The following is a 12963-nucleotide window of genomic DNA, read 5'->3' on the forward strand; positions in this document are numbered from 1 at the left end:
GTCGTTCGACCATCGACATGGGTCCAGGCTACAGAGAATCCAAATGAGATGACCTCTTAATCGCTGTTGACATGACCATCCTCAGCTTCGCTGTGCCTCACCTGAGCAAGGACCTCGCACCCAGCCCCACACAGCTGCTGTGGATCGTGGACGTCTACTCCTTCGTGCTGGCTGCAACCCTGGTCACGATGGGCACCCTCGGGGACCGGATTGGCCGGCGCAGGCTCCTCGTCTGGGGCTCAGTCGGCTTCGGCCTGGCCTCACTCATCGTCGCCTTGGCCCAGAACCCTGAGACCCTGATCCTGGGCCGGGCCCTGCTCGGAGTAGCCGGGGCCGCTCTCATGCCCTCCACTCTGGCCCTCATCCGCACGGTTTTCGTTCAGGAGCGCCAACGTGCGTTCGCGGTCGCCGTCTGGGCCTCGGCGCTCTCCGCGGGCTCAGCGCTGGGACCCGTCTTCGGTGGTCTCCTGCTGGAGCACTTCTGGTGGGGCTCGCTGTTCCTCGTCAACGTTCCGGTCGTGCTTCTCCTGGTGGCAGCTGTGACCTTGCTGGTACCGGAGAGCAAGGCCCGCCGACCCGGCTCCCTCGATCCGGCCAGCATCCTGCTCCTGGTCATGGCGCTGATCCCGATCGTCTACGGAATCAAGCACACCGTCGTCGACGGCCCGAGCCTGTTCGCCGTGCTGTTCGCACTGGTGGGAGCCGTCAGCCTCGTGCTGTTCGTGCGCAGGCAGGCCGTCCTCGCCACACCGATGCTGGACCTGGGACTCTTCACCATCGCGCCCTTCCGGGTCGCGGTCCTGCTCAACATGTTCACGCTCTTCGCCATGGTCGCGGCGTTGTTCTACCTTTCCCAGCACCTCCAGGCCGTCATCGGGATGACACCCCTCCGGGCGGGCCTGGCCCTGCTGCCGGGGCTCGCCCTGAGCGTCGTCGGCAGCTTCTGCGCGGTGGCCGTGGCGGCGACACTGGGGTTGACTCGCGTCCTGCTCTTGGGCCTGGGTCACATGGTGGCCGGGTTCGCCATGCTCGGCCTGATGCCCGCCGGCGGCCAGGTCGCCTACCTCATCGGAGCCTTCTCCCTCGTTTGCTTCGGTGCGGGACTGATCCAGAGCCTGACCAACAACATCGTCATCACTTCCGCACCGCCCGACCGGGTCGGCTCGGCCTCCTCGGTCTCCGAAACCGGCTACGAACTCGGCGCCGCCCTGGGGGTCGCCCTGATGGGCAGTGTCCTGTCAGCGGTTTACCAGGCCGGGCTGGTCGGCGAACCCGGTGTGACGGCGGAGGCTCGCGGAAGTGTCGCGGGGGCGATGGAAGCCGCCTCGCGACTGCCACCCGAACAGGCCCGCTTCCTGGAGGAGACGGCAAGCACCGCCTTCACCCACGCCATCCATGTCACCAGCGCCGTCATTTCTGTGGTGCTGCTCCTAGTCGCGGCGGTGACCGTTCTGAGCCTGCGCGGCGAACGACGGTCCGCCGATTCCCTCCAATGCTCTCACTGACCCAGATGCAAGGAGCGATTCCAAAACGATGTCTGACAGGAACGAACCGCACGACAGTCTCGACGGGCTCAGACGCGAACTCGATTCCGTCGACCGGATTCTGCTGAACAGCTTGATGCTGCGCCGCGACTGCGTCCGCCGTATCGGGCTGGTCAAACACGACACGAACACCCCCGTCATGCAGCCTGACCGGGTGCGCGCGGTGCTTGGCCGGGCGACGGACTTCGCCCTGGACAGTGGCATGAGCCCGTACATGCTCCAGGACGTCTACGCCGCGTTGATCGCGGAGGCCTGCCGTGAGGAGGACGGCCTCGGGCTTCCGAAGGGTGACCCGAGGGATCGGATCGAGGTACTGGCCGAGGAGATCGAGAACCGTGCGCATACTACTGATCGATAACTACGACTCCTTCACCTACAACCTGTACGACCTCCTGCACCGGGTGAACGGGACCGCTCCGCACGTGGTCCCGAACGACACACCCTGGTCGGAGATCCAGCTGGGCGAATACGATTGTGTCGTCGTCTCCCCGGGTCCCGGGCGTCCCCAAAAGGAGGCCGACCTCGGAATCTCGCTCATGGCGCTCAAGCAGACACAGATCCCCTTGTTGGGTATCTGTCTGGGGCACCAGGGGCTCTCCCACCTGTTGGGGGCCAAGGTCGGGCACGCCGTCGAACCGGTGCACGGTCGCGTGTCCGAGGTGTACCACGCGTCCACCGACCTGTTCGCGCGCATCCCGAGTCCGTTCGACGCGGTGCGGTACCACTCCTTGGCGGTCAGCGACCTTCCGGCCGACCTTGAACCGCTGGCCTGGACGGCCGACGGCGTGGTGATGGCCGCGCGTAACAAGAACGCCCCCCAGTGGGGGGTTCAGTTCCACCCCGAATCCGTCCTGACCGAGTACGGGGAGGAGCTGCTCCACAACTTTCGGGAACTGGTCACCGGCGGGCACTGCGGACCCGCCAAGGGCGGGGACAAGCTCGGTTACCGAGTCGAACACCGGGAGGTCGACGCCGAGCCGGACACCGAGGCGCTGTTCACCGAACTCTACGGGAAGTCAGACGCTGCCTTCTGGCTGGACAGCTCCGACAACCGGGAGAGCGGACGGTTCTCCATCCTGGGTGACTCCTCCGGCCCGCTCGCCGAATACCTGGAGTACTCGGTGCGGAACCATCGTTGGACCATCAAGAGCGAGGGCCGCACCACCGAAATTCACGCCGGTTTCTTCGACTACCTCGAGGAACAGCTCGTCCGGCGACGGGCCGACGTCCCCGACGGCCTCCCCTTCGATTTCAACCTGGGTTACGTCGGTGCGCTCGGCTACGAACTCAAGGCCCAGACCGGAGGCCGGACGCACCACACCTCCCCCCGCCCGGACAGCCAACTCGTCTTCGCCGACCGCGCCGTCGTCGTCGACCACCTGCGGGGCCGGACCCACCTGCTGGCACTGACCACGAGCCGCTCGCCCGAGACCGCCCGGTACAACACGCGGTGGTTCGCCGAGACGGAACGACAGGTACGGGCCGCCGCCGACACCGACCCGGAACCCGTCCCGGAACCTCCGGCCGGGTTCCGCGACTTCCGCTTCGACCAACCCCGGTCGGCCTATCTGGACAGCATCGACCGGAGCCTCAGGGAGATCACCGACGGGGAGTCCTACGAGATCTGTCTGACCAACACGGCCGAGTCCGAACCGGTTCGCGATCCCCTCGGCGTCTACCGGAGACTGCGGTCGTTGAGCCCCGTGCCCTTCGGCGCGTTCCTCCGGATGGGAATCACCTCGGTCCTCAGCGCCTCGCCCGAGCGCTTCCTCCGGGTCGGCGGTGACGGGGTGGTCCAGGCCAAACCGATCAAGGGGACCCGGCCCCGGGGCGGTACCGAGGCGGAGGACGCCGCAATCGTGCGGGACCTGGCGACCAGTACCAAGGACCAGGCCGAGAACCTCATGATCGTCGACCTCCTCCGCAACGACCTGAACAGGGTCTGTGTCGTGGGCAGCGTCCACGTGCCCAAGCTGTTCGACATCGAAACCTACTCACAGGTCCACCAGATGGTGAGCACGGTCGAGGGCCGCCTGGCCCCTGACCGGACCGCGGTCGGCTGCGTGCGCTCCTGCTTCCCCGGCGGTTCGATGACAGGGGCGCCCAAGGTCCGCACGATGGAGATCATCGACAGCCTGGAACACCGCGCGCGCGGTTACTACTCCGGTGCTGTCGGCTGGTTCTCCCTGTCCGGCGCGGCCGACCTGAACATCGTGATCCGCACCCTCGTCAGCGACGAGCAGAACTGCACCTTCGGGGTGGGTGGAGCCATCGTGGCGCTCTCCGATCCCGAGGAGGAGTACGAGGAGACCCTGGTCAAGTCGCGGGCAGTGCTCACTGCGCTCAACGCCCGGATCGAGGGACTGTCGTGAACACACCGACCCCCCGGACGGACGGGGAACCCAGGGCCGTCGTGATCGGGCACGGAGCGGTGGGGGCGCTCGTCACCGCCTTGATGGCCAAGGCCGGCTGGTCGGCCCTCTCGGTGGACCGGGCCGACCACACCGGCGACAGCGCCGGGATCCTGCACGGCGACATCACCGACCCTACGCCGACGCTACGGGGCGAGCTGGCCCGAGCCGACGTGGTCGTGGTGGCGATACCGGAACAGGCCGCCGTGGACGGTCTCGGCACCATCGCCGCAGCCACCGGTCCCCGCACCACGATCGTGGAGACCCTCTCCCACAAGAGCGGCTTCCTGGACAAGGCGGAGACCCTCCTGGACCCTCGTCCCGTCCTGAGTCTCAACCCGCTCTTCCACCCCTCTCTGGGGTGGGCGGGCAACACCGTGACGGCTTCCGCCGTCCGTGCCGGGGACACGGCCGAGCGCCTGCTCACCCTGATCGAAGGCGCCGGGGCCCGGGTCCACCGCCTCAGCCACGAAGAACACGACCACGTCGTCACCTCCGTGCAGGCGGTGACCCACGCCGCGCTCCTGTCCTTCGTCGACGCCGTCCGGCGTCTGGGGTTGGCACCGGTCGATCTCGTGGCCTGCGCCCCACCGCCCACCCGCGCGCTCCTGGCCCTGTCCGCGCGTGTCCTCACTTCGCAGACCGAAACCTACTGGGACATCCAGAACTCGGGCCCGCCGGGCGGCGACGCACGCCGGGCACTGGCCGAATCACTCCAAGCCCTGGAAGCCGGGGTCGATGCCGGCGACCGGGACGGCTTCGGCGAGACGTTTGCCGGGCTCGGCATCTGGCTCGGAGAGAACCTCGACCCCTTCGCCGACGACGCGGCGCGGGCCTTGAAGACACTCCTGAACCGGCCGACCGACTCCGACGACCCCGCCCACGACAGGAGGACACGATGACCCGACAGTCCCGGAGCAACTACATTCTCCGCAGGTCACAGTCGATCACCGACATGTACACCCGGTCCGTCGAGGCCGGCCTGACCGGACACAACATCACCGAGCGTTCGGACAAGACCGTACGCCTGGCTGACGGGGACAGCTGCGTCGAGTTCGTCTCCTGCTCCTACCTCGGCCTGGAGGACCACCCCCGGATGGTCCAGGCGGTGCGGACGGCGCTCGACAAGTACGGCACCCACTTCTCCTCCTCGCGCAACAGCGTCGAACCGGCCGAGAGCCGCGAACTGGAGGACCTGCTCGGTGAGATCTACCCCAGGATGAACGCGCTGGTGTTCAACTCGGTCAGTAGCGTCCACCTGGGCGTCCTGACGCTACTCGGGGCGGGCCTGCTGCCCGGTTACCCGGTCGCGGCCGACGGGCCCCTCTTCGTCATCGAGCGCACAGCCCACGCCTCCATGCAAGCGATCCGGGGCGTGCTGGAACAGACCGGAGAGGTGACCCGCTTCGACGTCGAGGACCCGGAGTCATTCACCCGGGCCCTCCGCCTGGCCGAGGGGTCCGGACGCACCCCCGTCGTCCTGGTGGACGGCATCGGTTCCATGGGCGGGCTGATCGACGTGGCGGCACTCTCCGAGAAGGCCGCCGAATACCACGGTTACCTCTACATCGACGACGCGCACGGTATCTCCGTCAGCGGCACGAACGGCGCGGGGTACGCGTTCGACGCCCTGGGCGGCCACGTGCCGGAGCACGTCCTCCTCGTCGGTTCCCTGTCCAAGGCATTCGGCGGGTCGGGCGGCTTCCTCCTCACCCACGCCCCCGAGGACATCGTCCTGCTGAGGCGCGAGGCCAACCCGATGGTGTTCGGCCACTCGAACATGGTCACCCACGTCCTGGCCAATCTGGAGTCGGCCGCCATGCACCTGGACGGCACCGTCTCCACCCTCCAGAAGCGCCTGTGGGACAACGTCGACCTCTTCGACCGCAGCCTGCACCGCACCCGGAACGTGAACCTGGTCAACGCGGGCAGCCGGTCCCCGATCCGCGGGCTGGCCATGGAGACCGAGGAACAGGCGTTCCACGCAGCCAGACGCCTGCGCGACGCGGGCATCCTCTGCTTTCCCGTCTTCTACCCGGTGGTCGCGCCGGGGACGGGGCTGCTCAGGTTCGCCATCTCGGCCAACCACACCCCCGAGCAGATCGAGTCCATCGCCTACCAGCTGTCCTCCTCCTGAAAGGGAACACCATGAACTCATCCGGTCCGCCCAGCTCCTTCGACGCGATCGTCGTCGGCAACGGAGCGTTGGGCTCCTCTCTGGCGGTGGAACTCGCCGAACGGGGCGCACGGGTCGCCCTGGTCGGCCGTGCCCACCGGCCCTACGCGGCCTCCACCGCTGCCGGTGCCATGCTCGGCTGTTTCGGTGAGGTCACCACCTCCCTCCTGGGAAACGAGTACGGCCGCACCAAGTTCTCTCTCGACCTCGCGGCCAAGGACATCTGGCCGGAATGGCTGGAGCGGATCTCCACGGACGGCTCCGACGGCAGGGACATCATCACGGCCAAGGGCACCACCGTCCTCCTCAACACCGTGGGCACCGGTGCGATCGATTCCGACAACTTCGAGGCGATCCGCTCGGCGATGGAAGCCAACGGTGAGCCGTACGAGAACGTCGACCCCGACGACGTGGAGTGGTTGGACCCTGACCCCAACTCACGGCCGCTCAAGGCCCTGCACATCCCCGGCGAGCACGCCGTGGACTCCGGGCGGCTGCTGCACCGGCTCACCGCGGTGGCGCAGCGGCTCGGGGTGGGCCTGGTGGACGCCCAGGCCACCAAGGTCCTCAACGACGGCGGCCGGGCACAGGGCGTGGAGCTGGAGGACGGCAGTGTGCTGCACGCGCCGAAGGTGGTGCTCGCGAGCGGTGTCGGCTCACAGGAGCTGATCGACTCCGTCGACGGGCTGGGCGACTGCATTCCACGGCTGGTCAGCGGGTACGGGGTGTCGGCTCTGGTCACCACGGATGACGGCACCCAGCCGGAGTCGGTGATCCGGACCCCCAACAGGGCGTTCGCATGCGGACTGCACGTCGTCCCGCGCAGCATGGCCCGCGTGTACGTCGGTGCCACCAACATCATCAACCCGCGCCCCATGGCCGACCCGGTCATGCGGGACCTGCTTTTCCTGCTGGAGTGCTCGCACCGGCAGATCCGGCGCAACCTGTGGTCCAGCAGTGTGGTGGATGTCAAGGTCGGCAATCGCCCGGTGTCGCTCGACGGCTTCCCGCTCCTGGGCGAGACGCCGCTCACGGGGCTGTGGATGATGACCGGCACCTACCGGGACGGCCTGTTCCTCTCGCCCCTCCTGGCCCGTGACTTCGCCGACCGGCTCAACGGCGCCGAGGCCGGGCTCGACTTGGAGGCGTTCACCCCGGAGCGGGCACCGCTGACGGGGGTCTCCCGGGAGGAGACGGTCAAGACGACCGTCGAGCACATGCTCGCGACCGGTTACGAGCACCACTGGCACGTGCCGACCGACTGGCAGGAGTACCTCGCCGCGGACCTCAAACCCATCTACACCGACTGGGCCGACCGGATCGACCCGGACTTCACTCCCCCGCCCGAGCTGGTTGCGTCCTCCCGCCTCCACCCGCGGATGGTGGAGTGGATGCGCACGTACTACGCGAACTGCCGCGCCCGCTTCGGGACCCCGGAGAAGCCGGCCCCGACCGTCGGCGACCGGGTCGCCGGGGCCGAGGAGAGCCTGGCCGAAGCCCGGGCCCGGACACCGCGCCAGGATGCCCTCGCCCTGGCCGCCCACACCCTCGGGGGCACGGTGGAGGAACTCGACCTCGACGCCCCGATGCCCCCTGAACATGAGGAGCGCTTCGCCTCGCTCGTGGCGAAGCGGGCCGAGCGCGTTCCCCTGGAGTACCTGCTCGGGCGCGCAGAACTGTTCGGCCTGCCGTTGACCGTCCGCGAGGGTGTCTTCGTCCCCCGGATCCACTCCGAGGCGATGGTCCGCGACGCCCTCGCCCGTGTGGAGGAGGAGTCCCCCCGGGTCGTGGACCTGTGCACCGGCTCGGGCGCCATCGCCCTGGCCGTGGCCAAGCTCCGCGCCGGAGCCACGGTCACCGGGGTGGACATCTCGGACAAGGCGCTCGAATGCGCCTGGCGTAACCGCGACGACCTGCGCGACCGGGTCCCCGGGGAGGTCGACTTCGCCCGGGGCGATGCCGCGGACCCGCTCCTGCTCGCCGAGCTCGACGGCACCGTCGACCTGGTGACGGCCAACCCGCCCTACGTGCCGAACAGTCTGCGGATGCCGCCGGAATGGGCCGTCCACCATCCTCCCGAGGCCCTTTACTCCGGCTGGGACGGGCTCGACCTGATCCGGTCGGCCGTGCGCTCCGCCGCCCGGCTTCTGCGCAAGGGGGGCATACTGGCCGTCGAACACTACGACGCGGCCGTGGACGAGGTCGTGGAGATCGTCCGGCAGGCCGGGTTCGACTCCGTGACGAGCCACACTGACCACGAGGGCTTCCCTCGGTATGTCACGGCGAGGCGTTCGGACGCATGACCGAGCAGCGAAGCCCGGTGACGGTCCCCGACCGGTCCGCCCGCCCCTCCCGGCGCGACGTCGTCCGCGGCGGGGTCCTTCTCGCAGGCGGGATGGGTGCCTCAGGACTGGGCGGGCCGTCCGGGGCGGCCCACGCCGCCCCGGACGGCCCGCCCAGCGACGGGATCGTCATCAGCCAGGGAACCAACCTGAAACTGTCCTACGACGAGGCTTCCTCCCGCCTGGCCGTGGACACGACCAACGTGCTGTGGCTGCTCCCCCAGGAAGGGGGACGTGCCCGACGGCTCACCGAGGACGAAGAGGACGCCACCTGTCCCGTGTTCCTCCCCGGGGGCGACCGGCTGGTCTTCCAGTCGTTCCGGCACGGGGCCTACGACATCTGTTCCGTGGATACGGACACGGGCGAGGTCGACAGGCACACCTCGGGGCCGCAGCACGACGTCGAACCCGCTGTGTGCCCCAGGGGGGGCGGGTCGCCTACGTCTCCGACAGCGGCAGCACCAGCGCCGTGTGGATCCTGGACCTCGGGACCGGTGAAACCGAGCCCGTGGTAGGGGAGGAGGACGCCGCCGTGTACCGGACCCCGACCTGGCACCCGGACGGGGACGGGATCGCCTACATCGTCGACGGCCAACGGATCGAGACGCTGGACCTGTCCTCGAACACGAAGGACACCGTCCACCAGGCGCCGGAAGGCGGCGAGCTCTGGGCGGTCTCCTACGGCCCGAGCGGCAAGCTCGCCCATGTCCTCGTCGAGTGGCCGCACACCACACTGTTCGTCGACGGGGAGCCGCTGACCGCACCCCCCGACGAACCGGCCGCCCTGCCCCCGGCCTGGATCAGTGCCGAGGAGATCGTCCACGGCATGGACGGCGACATCCACCGCCTGTCCGTGGACGGGTCGTCCGAGGCTGGGACGATCCCGTTCAGCGCGGTGGTGTACGCGGCAGGTGCCCCACCGGAGCTCGGACAGCCGGTCGTCCTTCCCGAGGAGTTCGACGCGCAGGGGATTGCGAGCCCGGTCCTGTCCCCGGACGGTGAGAGCGTCTGCTTTCGTGCACTGGGCGCGATCTGGCTCCTGCGATGGGGCGGCGAACCGGAGCGGATCATCGGTGACGGCGCGTTCAACACCGACCCTTCCTGGCTCCCCGACGGCCGGTCCATCGTCTACTCCAGCGATCGGACTGGGGTGCCGAACCTTTGGCGGCACACCCTGGGCGAGGACACCGGCGAGCAGCTGACCGACCTAGAGACCGGCGCCTTCACTCCCAGCGTCTCGCCCGATGGCGCGCAGGTCGCCTTTCAGGACGAGGAGGGCGCGACCTTTGTCCTCGTCCTGGACAGCGGCGAGGTGCGGGAGCTGGCCGAGCCCACCTACCGGCCGGGGCGGCCGTCGTGGTCACCGGATTGCAGCCGCGTGACCATGGCTGTCACCGCCCCGGTGTCGCCCCGGGACGACAGCGGGCACAACGGCTGTCTGGTGGTGGACGTCTCCTCCGGGGAGAGCACGGTCCACACCGTGGCTGAGCACCGCTCCATCGCCACCCGGGGGGACGACGGGCCGGTCTGGTCCCCGGACGGGGAACACATGATCGCGGTCATCGACAGCCGGGTTCACCGGGTTCCGGTCGACGAGGCGGGGAAGCCGACCGGTGAACCGGTCGTCCTGTCGGAACTGGTGGCGGATTCCGTGTCGGTGTCCGCCGGCGGGGACGTCCTCTTCCTCTCCATCGGTGAACTGGTGCTGCTGCGCGGGGAGGAGGACGACGCCGAACGGCACCCGCCCGGGCTCAGGTGCACGCAGCGGGAGGCCGCCCCCGCCCGTGTGATCAGGGCGGGCGCCCTGTGGGACGGATCGTCCGACGACTACCGACGCAACGTGGACATCACCGTGCGGGACGGTGTCATCGAAGAGGTCACCGACGCTGGCACGGGGACCGAACCCGACCTGGACGCCTCGGACCGGACCGTCATCCCTGGGCTCATCGACACCCACAACCACTGGCACCTGCACGGGCGCGAGTGGGCGGGCCGGCAGGGGCCGCTGTGGCTGGCCTACGGAGTCACCACGAGTCGGTCCCCGGGCGATCCGGCCTACCAGATGGTCGAGACCAGGGAGGCGATCCACTCCGGTGCCGCGATCGGCCCCAGATTCCTCGGCTCGGGAGAGGGCTTGGACGGAAGACGCTGCCACTTCGGATTCATGAGGTGCGTCTCCTCCGAGGCCCAGCTGGAGCTGGAGGTCCAGCGCATCCTTGGGCTGGGCTACAACGTGGTCAAGTCCTACCAGCACCTCCCCGTGTACCTCGAACACGAACTCGTGGACCGGATGCGGGAGGAAGAGGTCCCGGTCGTCTCCCACTACCTCTACCCGGCGCTCTCCACGGGGCTGAACGGGATGGAGCACACGGGGGGGGAGGCAACCGGCTCGGCTACTCCCGGACCCTGAGCTTCGCGGGTGGCCGGACCGCGGAGGACACGGTGAGCCTCCTGGCCGAGTCGCACATGTGGGTCTCCTCCACCCTGCTGTTCGCCAACGAACTCTTCCGTGACTCCCTCGACCTGGTCGAGGACGAACGAACCAGGGTGATGTTCCCCTCATGGGAGTACGCGAGGCTGCTGGACAAGGTCGAGGAGGCGGAGGGACCGCACAACGACCTGAACGAGGCCTGGACCGAGGGGGACGTCGATCTGCTCCTGCGTGTTCACCAGGCGGGCGGAACGGTGGTGGCGGGTACCGACGCCCCGCTCGACGACGTCGGTATCAGTATCCACCAGAACCTCAGGGCGATGGTCAAGTACGGGTTCTCCCCCGTGGAGGCGTTGCAGACCGCCACCGTGAACGCCGCCCGCTGCCTGGGCGCTGAAGGACTCCTCGGCGGTGTGCTCCCGGGGGCCAGGGCGGACCTGTTGGTCATCGACGGGGACCCGCTGTCCGACATCAACGACGCGGCCCGTATCGAGAAGCTCATGGTGGACGGGCACGTGCACGAGGTGTCCGAACTCGTCGAACCCTTCCGGGAAGTGTCGGGCAGCAGGGACGATGCGGGTTTCACCCGGACCCCCACAGGTCGGACCGAAAAGCGAGAAGGGACAGATGCTGTAGAACACGACCGAATCGACCGTGAAATATGTTAGGTTCACCAACTGAACGGGGGATATTTCCCCTATGATTTCCATGATGAAGGAGACCGCCCGGTGATCGAGATTTCCGAACCAATCAAGACTGAACGCTTGAGTCTGCGCCCGTTCACTGCTGAGGACGAACGGGACATGCTGGAGTTCGAATCCATTCCCGAGGTCGCCCGGTATCTTTTCAACGAGCCGCGGACCCCAGAGGACAACGCCCAGGAACTCGCGGTGCGCCAGAAGCAGACCCGGATCGGCGAAGAGGGCGACACGCTGATGCTCGCCGTCGACCTCGACGGAAAAGCCATCGGTTACGTACTGCTCTTCTGGCTCAGTGAGCAGAACAAACAGGGTGAGTTCGGCTACGTCCTCCACTCGGGGTATCACGGGAAGGGTTATGCTGGCGAGGCCGCCGTCGAGATGCTGCGCCTGGGGTTCGAGAAGCTGGATCTGCACCGCATCATCGGGCGCTGCGACCCGCGCAACGGGGCCTCCGCGAAGCTGATGGAGCGGCTTGGTATGCGCAAAGAGGCGCATTTCATTGAATCCGAGATATTCAAGGGAGAATGGGGTGGAGAACTTCATTACGCCATGCTCGCCAAAGAATGGCGGGACTCCCGCTGGTCCTCCTGATTTGGGGTGTTCGAGATGACCGGGGGTATGCGGTGCCGAGAACGAACCGCCTGAACCCGCCCAAGGTTCACCAGACCCCGGGGTACCACCACCTCACGGTCGTGGAGGCGGGGCGAATCGCCTACCTTTCGGGGCAGTGTCCGCTCGGACTGGACGGCGATGTCGTGGAAGGCGGGCTATGGCCCCAGGTGGACCAGGTGCTCGCTAACGCCATGACGGTCCTGGAGGCTGTCGACGCCTCCCCGGGGGACGTCGTGCGTTCCGCGATCTACGTGGTGTCCGACGAGAGCGACTTGTTGTCGCGCGTCTGGTTCTATCTCCTGGATTCGCTGATGGGTGCCGCTTTCACCAGTTCGAGCACATTGCTCGGAGTCAACCAGTTGGGTTACTCCGGCCAGCTCGTTGAAGTGGATCTGACGGTGGCCTTGCCCGGCTGAGAATGTGGGGGGCTCCCATCGAGGAGCTCCCCATTGAGTGTTTTTCATTCTGGGTGTGCAGGTCACATCCGTGTACTGGCGTGACGGAACCACCCATGACAGCAAGAAGCCCCTGGTAGGTGGGTTAACAACCAGTCCTCATCGCCCCTACGAGGGGTACCAACGCGTACACGGCGGCCGCGAGGGGCTCGCGCGGCTGTCCTCATCGCCCCTATGAGGGGCTTCCCCCTCGGAGAAGCCGCAACCTGGCTGAGTCGGGGCTGCATGCCTTAGAGGTCATCTCATTTGGATTCTCTGTAGCCTGGACCCATGTCGATGGTCGAACGACTG

Annotated in this window: 11 protein-coding genes; all 11 read left to right on the forward strand. The window is 67.8% G+C overall.

Features of this window, described 5'->3' with window-relative positions:
• Positions 1–71 precede the first annotated feature (71 nt).
• From D456_RS24845 to D456_RS0123000, 11 genes are read left to right on the forward strand one after another with little or no spacing between them, the layout of a single operon-like run.
• Positions 72–1505 carry an MFS transporter gene (locus tag D456_RS24845; protein ID WP_017578524.1) on the forward strand — a complete coding sequence of 478 codons (1434 nt, stop codon included), beginning with the start codon at positions 72–74 and terminating at the stop codon, positions 1503–1505.
• 28 nt (positions 1506–1533) lie between these two features.
• Positions 1534–1902 (forward strand): chorismate mutase, encoded by a 369-nt coding sequence (locus D456_RS24850; protein WP_017578525.1) that lies wholly within the window; start codon positions 1534–1536, stop codon positions 1900–1902.
• Positions 1880–3916, forward strand: a complete 2037-nt coding sequence (gene pabB, locus D456_RS0122970) for an aminodeoxychorismate synthase component I (RefSeq protein ID WP_017578526.1) — start codon at positions 1880–1882, stop codon at positions 3914–3916. Before D456_RS24850 ends, pabB begins: the two co-directional genes overlap by 23 nt.
• Entirely contained in the window at positions 3913–4857 is a 945-nt protein-coding gene (locus tag D456_RS0122975) for a prephenate dehydrogenase dimerization domain-containing protein (protein ID WP_017578527.1), read from the forward strand. Before pabB ends, D456_RS0122975 begins: the two co-directional genes overlap by 4 nt.
• On the forward strand, positions 4854–6092 hold the full coding sequence (locus tag D456_RS0122980; protein ID WP_017578528.1) for an aminotransferase class I/II-fold pyridoxal phosphate-dependent enzyme: 1239 nt from the start codon (positions 4854–4856) through the stop codon (positions 6090–6092). Before D456_RS0122975 ends, D456_RS0122980 begins: the two co-directional genes overlap by 4 nt.
• An 11-nt stretch (positions 6093–6103) precedes the next feature.
• Entirely contained in the window at positions 6104–8434 is a 2331-nt protein-coding gene (prmC, locus tag D456_RS0122985) for a peptide chain release factor N(5)-glutamine methyltransferase (RefSeq protein ID WP_017578529.1), read from the forward strand.
• Complete coding sequence (locus D456_RS27305) at positions 8431–8988, forward strand: TolB family protein (RefSeq protein WP_051049533.1); 558 nt, start codon at positions 8431–8433, stop codon at positions 8986–8988. The genes prmC and D456_RS27305 overlap by 4 nt, the downstream gene beginning before the upstream one ends.
• Complete coding sequence (locus tag D456_RS27685; protein ID WP_239643901.1) at positions 8889–10883, forward strand: hypothetical protein; 1995 nt, start codon at positions 8889–8891, stop codon at positions 10881–10883. Before D456_RS27305 ends, D456_RS27685 begins: the two co-directional genes overlap by 100 nt.
• Complete coding sequence (locus D456_RS27690) at positions 10880–11572, forward strand: amidohydrolase family protein (RefSeq protein WP_239643902.1); 693 nt, start codon at positions 10880–10882, stop codon at positions 11570–11572. The genes D456_RS27685 and D456_RS27690 overlap by 4 nt, the downstream gene beginning before the upstream one ends.
• Before the next feature lie 60 nt (positions 11573–11632).
• Positions 11633–12196, forward strand: coding sequence for a GNAT family N-acetyltransferase (locus D456_RS0122995; protein ID WP_017578530.1), 564 nt, complete (start codon positions 11633–11635; stop codon positions 12194–12196).
• Positions 12197–12228: 32 nt separating this feature from the next.
• Positions 12229–12633: a RidA family protein gene (locus D456_RS0123000; protein WP_026116152.1), complete on the forward strand. Its 405-nt coding sequence runs from the start codon at positions 12229–12231 to the stop codon at positions 12631–12633.
• Positions 12634–12963: the final 330 nt, after the last annotated feature.

It is taken from the genome of Nocardiopsis kunsanensis DSM 44524 (assembly GCF_000340965.1).
Classification (GTDB): Bacteria; Actinomycetota; Actinomycetes; order Streptosporangiales; family Streptosporangiaceae; genus Nocardiopsis; species Nocardiopsis kunsanensis.